This window comes from Kribbella capetownensis (assembly GCF_004331485.1).
GTDB classification, from domain to species: Bacteria; Actinomycetota; Actinomycetes; order Propionibacteriales; family Kribbellaceae; genus Kribbella; species Kribbella capetownensis.
Genome location: NZ_SJKD01000005.1, coordinates 135,246 through 150,132 on the forward strand (window position 1 = coordinate 135,246; position 14,887 = coordinate 150,132).

Genomic DNA, 14,887 nt, shown 5'->3' on the forward strand with positions numbered 1-14,887 from the left:
GCGATCGTGCTCGCCAACACTCTCGCCGCCGTCCGGGTCTCGGCGGTTGGTTAGTGGGTTACGTCGTATACGAGTTTTTGGAGGCCGTTGGGGTAGGACTGGCTTTCGGCGAGGGTGAGCATTTGTTTGTCTTTGTCGGTGTCGCTGAAGAGGCGTTTGCCGGCGCCCAGGAGGACGGGGAAGACCAGCAGGTGGTAGCGGTCGATCAGGCCGGCGTCGGAGAGGTTGCGGTCCAGGGTGGCGCTGCCGTGGATGATGATCGGGCCGCCGTCGGTCTCCTTGAGGGCGGCTACGTCGTCCAGTGAGCGCAGGATGGTGATGTCACCCCAGTTGGTGACCAGGTCCTTGTCCTGCAGGGTGGTCGACACGACGTACTTCGGCAGGACCTTGTAGCGCGGGAAGTCCTCGAGCATGTCCGGCCAGACGGGCGAGAAGGCCTCGTAGCTGACCCGGCCCATCATCATGGCCGCGGCCTGCTCCTGCTCGCGGCCTTTGATCTCGTACGCCGACTCGTCGAACGCGACGTCCTTGAACGTCCAGCCGGAGTTGCGGTAGCCGGGCTCCCCGCCGGGTGCCTCGACGACGCCGTCGAGTGAGACGAACGCGGTGGCGATCAGGGGGCGCATCAGTTCCCTCCTTGGGGTGATGTGACGTGCTGTCGTCAATGCGTCGAACACGAGTCCCCGGGGTCGACACATCGCGTCGACAACGTATATCCGCCGGGAGATCACGGGAGCGTGTGCAGGTGGTTGCGCGCGGTGAGTACGCCGAACGCGACCATGGCGAACGTCGTCAGCACGGCCGGCAGGAAGAACACGTGCGGGAGACCGATGGCCGCCACGCCGATGCCGCCGATCGTGCCGCCGACCGCGGAGCCGAGCGGGATCGCGCTGAGGAAGATGCCCGACGCCGTACCTACGCCTTCGGGGTAGAGCTCCTGCGCGATCGACACTCCGAGCGCGCCAACGCACGCCCAGAGACCGGCTGTCAGTGCTTGCCCGAGGAACAGTCCACCTACTGAGGTGCTGGTCGCGTAGGCGAGGTTCCCGGCCAGGCCCATCGCGGCGCCTCCCGTCATGACCAGCATCGGCCCGAAGCGGTCGGCCAGCCGGGCGACCACGGGCAGGAGCAACAGTTCGAGCAGCGGCTGTACGCCGATCACCGCGCCGCGCACCGAATCGGAGACATGGAGCTGTTCGGCCATGTAGATGGGCAGGTAGCCGAACTTGATCGTGTCACCGGTCATCGCCAGTACGCAGACAGCGGTGAAGATGAGCAACGGCATCAGGTGGTCGATCTGCCGACGGCTGGCGGGTCGTGGCGGCATCGACAAGTTGTGATAGCGCTCCACCCGTTGGCGCCCGAGCGGGATCAGCTGCGCGAAGGTGCAGACGGCGGTCGCCACCAAGAGCGCTCGAAGCCCGAACACACCGCCGAACCAGCTACCGAAGACCGGCCCCAGGATCCAGCCGGTGGTGAACGCCATCCGGACCGTTGCCACGACCCGGTTCTCGGCTTTCGTGGGGTGCCGGCTCAGCTCGTCCCGGCAGGCCGCGAACAGCTGCGCCATGGATCCGCCGGCCACACTCAGCGCCACGGCGCTGATCACGAACGGGAGCCATACCGTGTTCGCGGCGGCCATCGCGAGCCAGGCGGCAGTCCCGACCAGCGCGCAGATGCGGAACCAGAGCAGTCGATCATGGCTCCGGTCCGACAACCGGCCCACCACGTAGCCGGCAACCGGAGCGGCCAAGTTCGTGATGTAGTACAGGCCGGCCACGGGCAGGGGAGCGCCCAAGTCGCGGACGAGGAACAGGGTCAGCTGAGGAGTCGCGGCCGACACCCCGATGCCGGCGATCAGCAAGGCCAAGAACGCCGAACGGTAGAAACGCGACTGGACGACAATGCTCAGCGCAGACTCGGACCGGTCGAGCATTGGCCTCCCCCCAAGTCGCGGCTGACGAAACCCTATCTGGCCTGACCCGGTCCACGCCCCGCTGTCCGGCGTACGGTGATCAGATGATCGCGCGCATGTGGCGGGGCTGGGTGCCCACCGAGAAGGCGGCCGAGTACGTCGACATCGTCGAGCGCACCGGGATGTCCGGCTATCGGCGTACGCCGGGAAACCAGGGCGCACAGCTGCTCACCCGCGATCTCGGCGACGGCCGGACCGAGATCATCACGCTGAGCTGGTGGACCGGCCTCGACCACATCCGCGCCTTCGCCGGCGACGATATCAGCCACGCCAAGTACTACCCCGAGGACGACGCGTACCTCCTCGACCGGGAGGAGACAGTCACCCACTTCGAGGTCGCTCCGCTGCCGAGCGAGGCGTGACTACTGTGGTTCCTGACGGCCGCCTGACCGCCAGCTGCGCTTGAGGAGGAATCATGACGGATGAACCGTTCGAGACGTCTGAGAATGCTCGGCGCGATCGGCGGGAGCACGGCGGCGCTTCGTCGCTGCGACCCGATGACGACGAGCTGGCCCGGCGGACCGAGCAGGAGCGGGTCGAGGCCGGTATCGACGACTACGACCCGGACGACGTACCGCCGGCGACCGACGAGCCGGTGCCGACCGACCTGACCGAGTCCGAGGACTACCAGGAGGCCGAGGCGGAGTTCCGCCGGGAAGAGTCCGAGGGCGAGGTCTACCCACTGACCGAGAAGCACCCGTTCCCACCGAGCCACTACGACCGTTCCTGAGCCGGCCGCGGATGATCACGGCCTGAGCGTGAGCAGGTCTGCCAAGCCGAAGGTTGGTCCGGCGGTGGGCAGGGTCGGCTCCCAGGTTGGTTCGAGGCTCAGGTAGCTGGCCGGGTCGGCGCGAAGGAGGCCGATCAGGACCTCCGCGACGATCTGGCCGCCTACCGGGCCCAGCCGGTCGCCGTCGCCGCGGTGTTCTGACTCCTTCAGGATGTAGAACCACAGCGGCGTACCGTGCGGCCAGTTCTGCTCCAGCTCGTCTGCCGTCAGCGGCTCCGCGCCAATTTGCTTGGCGATCGCCTCGCCGCTGGGTAGCTGAGTCGTTTCGCCGCGGAGCAGGTCGCGGACCGCGAGCGAGCGGTACGACGCGGTGTCGACCGCGCCGGTGACCTGCTCGGGCAGCCCGATGAGGCTGGCTGCGAGCCGACCGTCGAGGCGTTTGGCGCGCTGCGCAGGTGGGCGACCGGGCAGATCGAAGATCTGCGCGAGATCCAGTCGCCGGTCGGCCGGTGGCGGACCGAACCCAACCAGATCGGGGAACAGCGGTACGGCGGGACCGCCTTCGACGAGCCGATAGGTGTGCCGGATCTGACCATGTCCATACCGGTACGCCGCATCGGCGAACTCCAACGGGATGTACGCCTCCAGCGGCGCCGGCGCGAACCACCGGCCGCCCTCGGCGAGCACCTGCTGCACCAGTGGCGCGCCGACCAGCCGCGGCAGGAAGTCATGGACCACGATCCACTGGTAGTGCCACGTCAGCGCGGTCCGGGCCTCGCCGAAAACATCGCCCTCGGATACGCCGTCTGCGCGCAGCTTGTCAACAATCTGATTGTGGGCATGTAGCAGCGCAACGTGCAGCGTCAGCGAGAACAGATGGACGTCGTTGCGCGGGTCTCCGATCAACGCGACGCCCTGGTGGTTGCGCGGTACATCGCCACCGTCGGGACCGAGCAGGAACCTCGTCGGGTCGGCCAGATCGAACAGGTACGGCGATCCGATCGGGCCGTTGGAGTACACGATCTCCAGGTTGAGCCTCGGAGTGCGGGCGTTGCGCAGTGCCTCGGAGTCGACGCCACCGGCGATGGGAGAGCGGTCGGCGGTGACGTCGTGGGCGATCAACTGTCCGAAGAAGGGCCAGCCGGCGGCTTCGGTCGCGTCGTCGCCCGCGCTGACCTCACCCAGAGCGGCGGCCGCGTCGCAGATGCCGCCAGTGCCGCCGGCGCGCATCAGCACCTGAGGGTCGGTGCCGAGCGGCTCCAGCCCGGGAAACATCCGCCCGTAACGCGCCGAGCCGGTGGGCCGGTCGACGGCGCGTGCCGGGCTGAGGCAATGGTCCCGGGCGACCTGGTGGCTGCCATGCACCTGGGGTGGAGTGCTGTGCGGCACCTGAACGACCTCCATGAAGAACGGGGACAGACGAGTCGCTCACTTAGACAGGACAGGCACTCGGTCTGTGACATCACGCGTACGTGTCCGCCAGGGCCGCGGAAGCCACCAGTTGGCGTTCCCGAGGAGAGTCATCAGCGCTGGGACCAGGGCCAGCCGCACGATAGTCGCATCGATCAGCACGGCAACCGCCAGGCCGAGGCCGAACATCTTCGCGGTCGGATCGTCGGTGAGGGCGAAGCTGACGAAGACCGAGATCATGATGAGCGCTGCCGAGGTGATCACGCGGCCGGTGCTCGCGATACCGTGGACCGTCGCGCTGCGATTGTCGCCGGTCCGCACGTACTCCTCCCGGATCCGGCTGAGCAGGAAGACCTCGTAGTCCATCGAGAGACCGAACACCACGGCGAACATGAACATCGGGATGAACGGCAGGATAGGAATCGTCGACTCCAACCCGATCAGGTCCGCGGCCCAGCCCCACTGGAACACCATCACCATCACACCGAACGACGCGCCGATGCTCAGCAGGTTCATCAACGCGGCCTTCACCGGTACGACGACCGAGCGGAAGACGAAGGTCAGCAGTACGACGGACAGCAGGATCACCGCCCCGATGAACAGCCCGAGCCGATCGTTGACCTTGGCACCGACATCCGCGAGCGTCGCCGTCTGACCACCGACATGCGCTGTCGCCGGGCTCTCCCGCAGTACCGACGGAAAGACCTCCGCGCGGAGCCGCTGCACCGTCGTCATCGTGGCATCGTCCTGCGGACCGGTCGTCGGTACGGCGATCAGCGTCGCGACTCCGGCCGAGGAGTTGACCTCGGGAGGTGCGACCGAGGCGATCCCCGGGTCGCCCTTGACGGCGTCGAACAACGGCTGCACGACGGTCGGATCCTTCGAGATGTCGACGGCGACGACCAGCGGGCCGTTGCTCCCGGCACCGAATCCCGTGGCGACGAGGTCGTACGCGCGGCGCTCGGTTCGTTGGACGGGAAGCGCACCGTCATCGGGTGTGCCGACCCGGAGCGCGAGAACCGGCGCGGCGAGTGCGAGCAGCAGAACAGTCGCGCTGATTGCATACGCGACGGCGTGCCGCGATACGTGTCCCGCCCAGCGTTGCCAACCCGGACCGGGGGAGGACCGCACGCGTCGTACCCGGAGGCGGTTGATCCGGTGCCCGGCAAGGCCGAGGAACGCCGGTAGCAGTGTGAGCGACGCGAGCACCATGATCAGAACGATGAGTGAGATGGCAACGCCACCAGCGGTCATGAAGGGTACGCCGGCCACGAACAGCCCGAGGATCGCGACCACCACCGTGCCGCCGGCGAAGAGCACAGCCTGACCCGCGGTGGCGACCGCACGCCCGACGGACTCCTCGACGCTCATCCCGTGGGCGAGGGACTCGCGGTGCCGCGTGACGATGATCAGCGCGTAGTCGATACCGACGCCGAGGCCGATCATGCTGCCGAGCACAGGCGCCCAACTGGGCAGCTCGATCAGGTACGTGACGAGGGACAGCGAACTGATCCCCAGCGCGAGACCGAACAGCGCCATCCCGATCGGCAATCCCATCGCGATGATCGAACCGAACGCGAGCAGCAGGATGACGATCGCCGCGATCAGGCCGAACAACTCGCCGAGGCCGGCCTGGCCCTCTTCGAAGGCGTAGAACAGGTCGCCGCCCAGCTCGATCCGCAACGGCGAACCAGTGGCTGCCAACGACTTGAGGTTGTCCAGGTCGCTCGGCTCCAGCTCATCCAGCACCGGGTACTGAAGCCGGATGAGCCCGACCCGGCCGTCGGGTGAGATGACAGGATCGCCCACGCGAAGCACCTGAGGAAGCTCGGCCGCAGTCGACTGGACCCGGCCGAGGGCAGCCCGCAGCTCCGCCGAGGTGAGCGTCGCGTTCGGGTCGCGCGGGGTGACGACCACTTGCGCGGTCAGCCCGGCTTGATCCGCCCCGGCGGCCGACAGCAGATCGGTCGCGTACTGCGAGTCGACGCCCGGTGCCCCGAACGACTCTTCGAGTTTCTTGCCGAAGGCGCCGGACGCCGCGACCACGAGAGCCGCCACCACCAGCCACGCTCCGATGACGATCCACGGCCGGCGTGCGGCGTACCGGCCCAGTCTGTAGAGATTCGACCTCATGGTTCAGCTCCTTCGGCGAGGGTTCGCGATCATCGTGTCGGCGACGAGCCCGACCGCGCCTCGGGCGATGGGGCGGACCTTCCTCGGCCGATCAGCCGAGCCGCGAGCCGTACTTTGAGCCGATCCACCGGGCGCTCGAAGTCCCTACGCTGTGGGCATGGTGAGAAACGCCGTCCGCTCGCTGCTGGCCGAGCCGCGAGCGCCGTATCCGCCCAAGCGGGTGTGGCGCGACTGGGTGCTCGTGGCCGGCTTGCTGACGTCGGTGGTCATCGAAGGCGTGGTCCGCGACGACCTGGTCTGGAGGCCTCTCGCGATCGTGGTGGGCGTGGGTGTCGTCTGGGCGCTCCTGTGGCGACGTACCCAGCCGCTCGCCGTGGTGGCCGCGGTGTTCGGCGCCCTGATCGTGATCGACGTCGTTGCCTTGATCAGCGGGCGCGCGCCGTTCGGCCTGAACTCGATGATCTGCGTGATCCTGCTGCCCTACGCACTCGTCCGCTGGGGATCCGGGCGGGAGATCGGCATCGGTCTGGTGATCATCGTGGTCGCGATGGTGCTGGGGAACGTCAGCGACTTCACCGGGTACGTCGAAGCCGTCGTCGGCAGCATGCTCTTGTTGTTCCCGGCAACGCTCGGGGCGGCGGTCCGCTACCGATCGACTGCTCGGCTGCGCGAGCTGGATCAGGTACGGCTGCGCGAGCGCGAGCAGTTGGCTCGCGAGCTGCACGACACGGTCGCCCATCATGTGTCGGCGATCGTCATTCGAGCGCAAGCCGGCCGGGCTGTTGCCGCCTCCCGTCCGGAGGCTGCGGTGGACGCGCTCGCGGTGATCGAGGCCGAGGGCACACGGACTCTCGCGGAGATGCGACGGATGGTCGGCGTACTGCGTGATGAAGGGACTGCGGCGCTCGCGCCGAACCCGGGAGTGGCCGATCTGGAGCGGCTCGCCCGCAGCGTGGGGGATCGGGTTCAGGTCGAGGTGTCGGGCGATGTCGAGGACCTCGGACCTGCGGTGGATGCGGCGATCTACCGCATCGCTCAGGAGTCGATCACGAACGCCGTACGGCATGCACGTCAGGCGACTCGCATCGATGTCCGGGTGGCGGTGGACGGCGACGCCGTACGGCTCACCATCCGCGACGACGGGGAAGGCGCGTCGGCGCCGGGGACCTCACTCGGTTATGGGTTGGTGGGGATGACCGAGCGCGCAACGCTTCTCGGCGGATCGTTCGCCGCCGGGCCTTCCTCGGATCGCGGCTGGACTGTCGACGTGGTGCTGCCGAGAACGGCGGCCCGATGAGCATCCGGGTGCTTGTCGCCGACGACCAGGATCTCGTCCGTACCGGGCTCGCGATGATCCTCGAGGCACAATCCGGCATCGAGGTGGTCGGTCAGGCGGCCGACGGGCGCGAGGCGGTGGAGCTGGCCCGAAGGCTTCGGCCCGACGTGTGTCTGTTCGACATCAGGATGCCCGGCATGGACGGGATCGCGGCGACGCGCGAGCTCGCCGGGGCCGGCGTCGATGACCCGATGGCGATCGTGGTGATCACGACGTTCGACGTGGACGAGTATGTGTACGGCGCGCTGAAGGCCGGCGCGCGTGGCTTCCTGCTCAAGGACGCCGGGCCCGACCTTCTGGTCCAGGCGATCCACGCGGCCGCCAACGGCGACGCCTTGATCGCGCCGAGGATCACCGCCCGGCTGCTCACCGCGTTCGCCGACCCACCCACCGGCCGTACGCCGGTCCAGCTCGTCGATCCGCTCACCACCCGCGAGGAGCAGGTCCTCATCGCCACGGCCACCGGCCGCACCAACGCGGAGATCGCGATCGACCTCCACATCAGCCTCAGCACGGTCAAAACCCACCTCACCAGCGTCATGGGCAAGATCGGCGCGCGCAACCGGGTCGAGATCGCCATCTGGGCCTACGAGACCGGCCGCATCGATCACCGAGGCAACGGACCCCAGAACGGCGGGAAGTCGTAGTACCCGTACACCTCTTCGTAGTACCGGCGCTCAGGGACGACAGCCGGGTCGTACACCGGCCCGCCGGCAACCCTCGATCGCTCCGCGGAGATGTGTACGACGTCGTCGTCGACACGGGTGATCGCCTCGACCGGGACCAGTTGCCGCTTCTCACCGAGCCCGAGGAACCCACCCGAGCCGACCTCGAGAAACCGCGCCCGTCGCTCGGTCTCGTCGATGATCAGACCATCGACCGTGCCCACCTCGTCGCCGTTGCGATCGACCACGCTCCGGCCACGCAGGTCGTCGCTCGGATCGGCAACCTCCAGGCCGACATCCATCAGCCGGACCAACGTCTGTGCGTCTCGCCCGGCGTCCTTGTCCCAGGTCATCCTCGGCTCGTCAGTCATCGCATCCCCAGTCACAGTCGGTGATTCACCAGCCCGGTACCCGGCCGTCGAGCACCCATTCGGCGCATGGATCCGGGCCGGTCGGGCACGAGGACAGTGAGAAGGACACCTGGGACCGCGGGAAGGACCGGGCAATGGCACGTCGCGCGATGGGTGAGGGTCGGCCGGCGGGGGAGACCCAGCCGCACATGCCGCCACCAGAGCCGCCCGAACCTTCGGAGCCCTCGGCCCCGGATCTGCCGCCCGAACCACTCGAACCGACTGAGCCGTCCGACCCGACGGAGCCGGTCACGCTGCCCGGACCGATCCGCGCACGCGGTTCACAGAAAGCTACTTCCGGGTAAGACTGGTGGGTAAGGACGTGCCCCCGAGCAGGGAGGATGCGGCGTGACCACGGAGCAGGTACCGACGGAGCAGATGACCGGGCAGCCGGGAGCGGCGCGGAACGCCAGCGAGCGCGAGGCCCGGGAAGTCGCGGAGGCGGCACGGCAGACCGAGTGGGACCGGCCGAGTTTCGCCAAGAAGCTGTATCTCGGTGACTTCGACCTGTCACTGATCCATCCGCACCCGCGCTCGGCTCCGGACGACGCCGCGCGCGGCGAGGAGTTCCTGGCCCAGCTGACGGCGTACTGCGAGACGCTCGACGGCCAGGTGATCGAGCGGGAGGCGAAGGTCCCGGACGAGTGGCTGCAGGGCTTCGCCGAGTTGGGCGTGTTCGGCATCAAGGTCCCGACCGAGTACGGCGGCCTCGGCCTGTCGACGACGTACTACGGCAGGGCCCTGATGATGGTTGGATCGGTTCATCCCAGCCTTGGCGCACTGGTGTCCGCGCACCAGTCGATCGGCGTACCGGAGCCGGTGAAGATGTTCGGCACCGACGAGCAGAAAGCGAAGTTCCTGCCGCGGTGCGCGGCCGGCGCGGTGACGGCGTTCCTGCTGACCGAGCCCGATGTCGGATCCGATCCTGCCCGGATGGCGTCCACCGCGACTCCGACCGAGGACGGCGAGGCCTACCTGCTCGACGGCGTGAAGCTCTGGACCACCAACGGAGTGATCGCCGAACTCGTCGTCGTGATGGCGCGAGTGCCGAAACACGAAGGCGGTCGCGGCGGTATCAGCGCGTTCGTGGTCGAGGCCGACGCACCGGGCATCACGGTGGAGAACCGCAACTCCTTCATGGGACTGCGCGGCATCGAGAACGGCGTGACCCGCTTCCACCAGGTCCGCGTGCCGGTCGAGAACCGCTTGGGTCGCGAGGGCGATGGTCTGCGGATCGCACTCACCACGCTGAACACCGGTCGGCTCTCCATCCCGGCAACCTGCACCGCGGCCGCCAAGTGGTGTCTGAAGATCGCGCGGGAGTGGTCCGTGGAACGGGTCCAGTGGGGCCGGCCGGTCGGAAAGCACGCCGCGGTGGCAGAGAAGATCTCGTTCATCGCGGCCACAACCTTCGGGCTGGAGGCGGTGCTCGATCTCTCCGCGAAGCTGGCGGACGCGGGCAGCAAGGACATCCGGATCGAAGCCGCGCTGGCGAAGTTGTGGTCCAGTGAGATGACTTGGCTGATCGCCGACGAACTGGTCCAGATCCGCGGTGGACGCGGCTACGAGACCGCCGAGTCGCAGGCGGCACGCGGCGAACGCGCGGTGCCGGCCGAGCAGATCCTGCGCGACCTGCGGATCAACCGGATCTTCGAGGGTTCGACGGAGATCATGCACCTGCTGATCGCCCGCGAGGCGGTTGACGCGCACCTGGCCGCGGCCGGCGACCTCGCTTCGGCGGACGCCGACCTGCAGGCCAAGGCGAAGGCAGCGGTGAAGGCGAGCGGCTTCTACGCGAAGTGGCTCCCACAGCTTGCCGTCGGCAAGGGTTCGGCGCCGACGTCGTACGCCGAGTTCGGACCCTTGGCGAAACATCTCCGGTACGTCGAACGGACGTCGCGCAAGCTCGCGCGGCAGACGTTCTACGGGATGGGCCGCTGGCAGGCGAAGCTCGAGTACCGGCAGGGTTTCCTGGGCCGGATCGTCGACATCGGCGCGGAACTGTTCGCGATGGCCGCCGCCTGCTCCCGGGCCGAGATGCTGCGCACGGACGATCCGGCGCGCGGCGAGACGGCATACGAGCTGGCAGGCGCCTTCTGCGAACAGGCCAGGCTCCGGGTGGATCACTTGTTCGAGCGGCTCTGGAAGAACACCGACGACACCGATCGCGGGCTGGCGAACCACGTCCTCGATGGCGCCTACACCTGGCTCGAATCCGGCATCGTCGACCCCTCCGAAGGAACCGGTCCCTGGATCTCCGAATGGCAACCAGGCGAGTCCACCGCAGAAGACGTCTCCCGCCGCTACCGCTGAATCAGCTGAGGTCGAGGCGCATCAGGATGCGGGGGTGGCCGGCCAGGACGGAGGTGGTGTCGGCGGCTTTGGAGAAGCCGGCGCGTTCGAAGTTCTTGCGGATGCCGGGGTAGGCCATCGTCAGGTCCACCTTGGCGTCGCCGCTGTCGAGCGGGTACGCCTCGACCGCCGGCGCGCCGTGCTCGCGGGCGAACTCGACCGCGCCGTCGATCAGCGCGTGCGAGATGCCCTGCTTGCGGTGGCCGGGACGGACCCGGATGCACCACAGCGACCAGACAGGCAGTTCGTCGACCTGCGGGATCTTCCGGTTGCGCGCGAACGACGTGTCCGCACGCGGCGCGATCGCGGCCCACCCCACCGGCGTCTCGTCGTCATAGGCAAGAACTCCCGGAGACAGCTCCGCCCGGCACAACTCAGCGACGTACTCACCTCGCGCCGTCCCACGGAGTTCGTTGTTCAACTTGGACGGGATCCGATAACTCAAACACCAACACACATTCGACGTCGGAGACTTAGGCCCGATCACCGCCCGAACATCCTCGAACACTACCGCCGGCCGAACGTCGATAGACATCCCACCACAATCCCACGACGTCAGCAGGGCGCCGCGGTCAGCCTGATGTAATAGACCGGAGTCCAGTCGTAGAGGTCCCGGACCGGTGGCGGCTCACAGCCGATCTCCCGGCCGTTGGCGCCGAGGATCCTCATCGCGGCGTGGAACCCCTGGGTGTTGTCGGTGACTCCGACGCCGTACCAGTTGTGCAGCGTGTAAGTGCCGTACTTGTAGAACTTGAACCAGTAGTAGCCCTTGCCGTAGGGCACGGTCGCGCACGCATAGCCGACGTCGCAGCCCGCGCCGCCGCCGCTGCCGGGCGGGAGATACACCCGGTAGGCAGCCGCCGGCGATGTTGTCGGCGCCGCGGCTGTCACAACCTCGTCTGCCGGTCGTTTCTGTACCGCGTCGGCAGGTGTCACTGTCGCACCGACAGCCAGACAACTCGCCAGCAGTCCCAGTGCCGCCGTACGTTTTCCGATTCCCATGAGGCTCTCCGCACCATGTCGACAATGAATCCGGTTGACGCCCAGTCGACCACCGCCAAGTGTCACGCCCCCGACCTTTCGATCATCCTCGAAAGGCGCCGCGGTATTTCGGTCGAGATGTGTTGGTTGGGGTTCTAGGGGGCGGGTGGGTGAGCTCGCATTGGACCAATGAAGCTGCGATCAGTCGGTGGGACGCCTCTAGTACGCGGGAGGTGATGGAGGCGACCGCGGAGGAGGGGAATGCTCGCCGACCGTGGGGCTGAGGTGGTCGGTATCGAACCGACCAAGGCCATGTCGCGTTCGCTCGTGACAAGGAGGCCGAGACCGGTCTGGGCGTCCGGTATGTCCGGGCCGACCTGGCCCGGCTGCCAGATCTGGGCGGCGCGTTCGACGCTGTGGTCTGCAGCATGGTGTTGATGGCGATCCCCGACTGGAAGCCGCGATGCGCGCCTGCGTAGAAGGCTCCGGCCCGGCGGGGTGTTCGTCTTTGCCGTGGTCCACCCTCGGCTGCCGCCTCCGCGAGATCGTCGAGCCGGCCCTCGACCCATCCGTAGCAGCCACCACCCCCGGCCTGACCGCCTACACCCGCCTACCGAACTTCCTGATCGTCTCCGCCGAAGCCCCCGCCTGAGCCAAGCCCGGTCAGCAGCCGGAGGTTCCGTGCTGAATTCGCGAATGACTGGATATGTTCGCAGGGTGTTGAGTCTTGGGGCGCTGTTGAGCGATCGGTCGCTTGAGTTGCGGCTGCTGGTTTCGGGTACGGCGGGAGCGGTCGAGCGGGAGGTGTTGTGGGTGCACAGCACCGAGTTGGCGGACCCTTCGCCGTACCTTCGGGCCGGGGAGATCGTGCTGACGAACGGGTTGTGGCTGCGGGAGACGTCCGCGGCGGACTTCGCGGCCAACGTACGACGGTCTGGTGCTGCGGGCATCGTGTTCGGGCTGCGGGAGGTGATGCCGGAGACGCCGGCCGAGCTGATCGAGGCGTGCCGCCGGGAGGACTTGCCGCTGGCGGAGATCTCGATCGCGGTTCCGTTCACCGCGGTGGCCGAGGCCGCGTCGGCGCTGCAGGCCGACGAGCGCCGTGACGCTCTGGTCGGCATGGTTCGGCGCGGTGATGCGCTGGCCTCGGCGATCTCGCACGGTGCGGGCGCTTCCGGCGTACTGGCTGTCCTGCGGCGCGAGCACGAGCTGCCGCTGGCGGTCGTGGACCGGATGGCGAGGCCGCTCGCGTCGGCGGGCCTGGACCTGTCGGCAGACCAGCGCCGACGCGTTGCCGACGGCCTGGCCCGCCATCCACCACCACTGGAGATCGATCTCGGCGGGACGGAAGGTCGCGCGACAGTGTTCCTGGTCGGGGCCGTCGGCGACACTGACGCTGCGCTGTTGTGCCTGCGGCCGGTCACCGAGCTGACCAAGCCGCAGCAGGACGCGCTCGATCAGGTGGCACGCTTCCTCAGCCTCGAGGTGGCGAAGCAGCAGGCGATCCAGGCGATCGAGCTGCGGTTCGCGAGTGAGCTGCTGGACATGATCCTGTCCGGCGCGCAGCGGGCGGCCGAGGTTCCCGACCGGCTGCGGGCTTTCGGGGTGGATCCGTCCGGTCGGTTGGTGGTGCTCACGGTCGCGTTCGGCGACGGTGCCGAGTCGACCTTGCCCGGTCTGTCGGAGACGATCGGCGAATTCTTCCTGGGCCAGGGGCTGGCCGTGGTCGTCGCCGGCGGCAGTCAGGATGTCGTCGCGGCACTGCAAGAGCCCCGGCAGGATGTCAAGGAGCTGGCCGAAGCGCTGTGTGCTGTGGTCCGGAAGCGATTCCCGGATCGCCGGCCGGTCGTCGGACTCGGTGACACGGCCGCCTCGGTGCGGGAGTTGCGGCAGCCGCTGGTGCAGTCCCGCGAGGCCTGCCAGGTACTGCGCCGCCGGCAGGGAGGTCAGGCGGTAGCGTCGTTCCGGGAGCTGGGGACGCACCGATTGCTCCTCGGCCTCCAGGACGCCGGGACACTGCGCGGCTTCGCGGACGGTGTGCTCGGACCGCTACGGCAGCACGACAGCACGCGGGACAGCGAGCTCGAGTCCACACTGCGAGCCTTCCTCGCTCACGACGGCCAGTACGGCGCGACGGCGGCCGCGCTGTACGTTCATGTGAACACGCTGCGGAATCGGCTGGCGCGGATCACCGAGCTGACCGGTCGCGACGTCGCCCGGACCGAGGACCGGGTGGATCTTTACCTGGCTCTGGAAGCGGACGAACTGGCCGGATAGCCGTCAGCGCATGATGTCGATGGCGAGATCGGTCGGCCCGGAGTTGTTGATGACGGTCAGGTCCTGTGGGCACGCGGAGACCACGACCACGCAGTCGAGCTCGGCGCGGAAGGTGATCGAGTCGCCGGAGGTCGTGGCCGCGGGCAACCAGTCGAGCGTGCCGTCCGCACGCACCGGCACCTGCATGAAGAGGTTGACCGGCTGCGGTACGACGTCGACGTCGCGCCCCAGCGCATCCCGGAGGTTCCGGGCACACGAAGGATGATCCGGTACGCCGAGTCCGGCGTACCGGGCGTCGTCGCAGGCCGCGATGAGAAGGTCGTGCCGGCCCGGTGAGGTGTCCTCGAGCAGGGTCAGGATCGGGCGGCGCTCGTTGGTTGTGAAGGCTTCACCGATGGCGGGGAAGAGCCGGCTGGTTGCCGTCCTCGTGTGCGAGGCGCTGAGGTGTTCGGGGGTGATCCCGGACGGTGCGGCGACGTACGCGAACAGGTCGCCAACCTGGCCGCCGGCGACGTCGATGACACGCACATGGTCGCCGCGCTGGACCCGGACGGCGCGTCCGGTGCGGGCGGGCACCGCGGCACGAGCGATTGTCTGCATGACGCCAACTCCAGCAGG

Annotated in this window: 15 protein-coding genes and 1 pseudogene; 8 read left to right on the top strand and 8 right to left on the bottom strand. The window is 68.2% G+C overall.

Translation table 11 applies throughout. The features are described from left to right. Positions 1-50: 50 nt before the first annotated feature. Both E0H75_RS22285 and E0H75_RS22290 read right to left on the bottom strand, forming a co-directional pair. The gene (locus tag E0H75_RS22285; RefSeq protein WP_131515581.1) at positions 51-626 is read right to left on the bottom strand and encodes a dihydrofolate reductase family protein; all 576 of its coding nucleotides are present in this window, start codon (positions 624-626) and stop codon (positions 51-53) included. Positions 627-727: 101 nt separating this feature from the next. Beyond that, positions 728-1,936: an MFS transporter gene (locus E0H75_RS22290; RefSeq protein ID WP_131515582.1), complete on the bottom strand. Its 1,209-nt coding sequence runs from the start codon at positions 1,934-1,936 to the stop codon at positions 728-730. 83 nt (positions 1,937-2,019) lie between these two features. Between E0H75_RS22290 and E0H75_RS22295 the strand changes: the two genes are divergently transcribed. Then, a complete protein-coding gene (locus E0H75_RS22295; protein ID WP_131515583.1) occupies positions 2,020-2,337 on the top strand; it encodes an antibiotic biosynthesis monooxygenase family protein in 318 nt (105 codons plus the stop codon). Between the two features lie 53 nt (positions 2,338-2,390). Next, a complete protein-coding gene (locus tag E0H75_RS22300; protein ID WP_131515584.1) occupies positions 2,391-2,705 on the top strand; it encodes a hypothetical protein in 315 nt (104 codons plus the stop codon). A gap of 15 nt (positions 2,706-2,720) precedes the next feature. Here the strand turns inward: E0H75_RS22300 and E0H75_RS22305 are convergent, their stop codons facing one another. Next, entirely contained in the window at positions 2,721-4,109 is a 1,389-nt protein-coding gene (locus E0H75_RS22305; RefSeq protein WP_131515585.1) for a peroxidase family protein, read from the bottom strand. Positions 4,110-4,133: 24 nt separating this feature from the next. Continuing rightward, positions 4,134-6,248: an MMPL family transporter gene (locus tag E0H75_RS22310; RefSeq protein ID WP_131515586.1), complete on the bottom strand. Its 2,115-nt coding sequence runs from the start codon at positions 6,246-6,248 to the stop codon at positions 4,134-4,136. Between the two features lie 157 nt (positions 6,249-6,405). On the opposite strand from E0H75_RS22310, the gene E0H75_RS22315 reads away from it, so the two are divergent. Beyond that, the gene (locus E0H75_RS22315) at positions 6,406-7,545 is read left to right on the top strand and encodes a sensor histidine kinase (RefSeq protein WP_131515587.1); all 1,140 of its coding nucleotides are present in this window, start codon (positions 6,406-6,408) and stop codon (positions 7,543-7,545) included. Further along, positions 7,542-8,231, top strand: coding sequence for a response regulator (locus tag E0H75_RS22320; protein ID WP_131515588.1), 690 nt, complete (start codon positions 7,542-7,544; stop codon positions 8,229-8,231). Before E0H75_RS22315 ends, E0H75_RS22320 begins: the two co-directional genes overlap by 4 nt. On the opposite strand, the gene E0H75_RS22325 is transcribed toward E0H75_RS22320, so the two are convergent. Next, on the bottom strand, positions 8,192-8,602 hold the full coding sequence (locus E0H75_RS22325) for a PRC-barrel domain-containing protein (RefSeq protein WP_131516035.1): 411 nt from the start codon (positions 8,600-8,602) through the stop codon (positions 8,192-8,194). The two genes, E0H75_RS22320 and E0H75_RS22325, sit on opposite strands and share 40 nt — an antisense overlap. A gap of 405 nt (positions 8,603-9,007) precedes the next feature. Between E0H75_RS22325 and E0H75_RS22330 the strand changes: the two genes are divergently transcribed. Continuing rightward, entirely contained in the window at positions 9,008-10,972 is a 1,965-nt protein-coding gene (locus E0H75_RS22330) for an acyl-CoA dehydrogenase family protein (protein WP_238163199.1), read from the top strand. 1 nt (position 10,973) lies between these two features. On the opposite strand, the gene E0H75_RS22335 is transcribed toward E0H75_RS22330, so the two are convergent. Then, positions 10,974-11,456 carry a GNAT family N-acetyltransferase gene (locus E0H75_RS22335; protein ID WP_238163200.1) on the bottom strand — a complete coding sequence of 161 codons (483 nt, stop codon included), beginning with the start codon at positions 11,454-11,456 and terminating at the stop codon, positions 10,974-10,976. Positions 11,457-11,566: 110 nt separating this feature from the next. Continuing rightward, positions 11,567-12,013, bottom strand: coding sequence for a hypothetical protein (locus E0H75_RS22340; protein WP_131515590.1), 447 nt, complete (start codon positions 12,011-12,013; stop codon positions 11,567-11,569). 296 nt (positions 12,014-12,309) lie between these two features. Between E0H75_RS22340 and E0H75_RS45060 the strand changes: the two are divergent. The 3 genes and pseudogenes from E0H75_RS45060 to E0H75_RS22350 all read left to right on the top strand — a co-directional run. Further along, a pseudogene (locus E0H75_RS45060) lies at positions 12,310-12,471 on the top strand (class I SAM-dependent methyltransferase); the annotation flags it as partial. Positions 12,472-12,500: 29 nt separating this feature from the next. Next, entirely contained in the window at positions 12,501-12,644 is a 144-nt protein-coding gene (locus E0H75_RS43675) for a hypothetical protein (RefSeq protein ID WP_202873119.1), read from the top strand. Between the two features lie 65 nt (positions 12,645-12,709). Next, complete coding sequence (locus E0H75_RS22350) at positions 12,710-14,269, top strand: PucR family transcriptional regulator (protein ID WP_131515591.1); 1,560 nt, start codon at positions 12,710-12,712, stop codon at positions 14,267-14,269. A gap of 3 nt (positions 14,270-14,272) precedes the next feature. On the opposite strand, the gene E0H75_RS22355 is transcribed toward E0H75_RS22350, so the two are convergent. Beyond that, complete coding sequence (locus tag E0H75_RS22355; RefSeq protein WP_131515592.1) at positions 14,273-14,869, bottom strand: DUF1989 domain-containing protein; 597 nt, start codon at positions 14,867-14,869, stop codon at positions 14,273-14,275. Between the last annotated feature and the right edge of the window lie 18 nt (positions 14,870-14,887).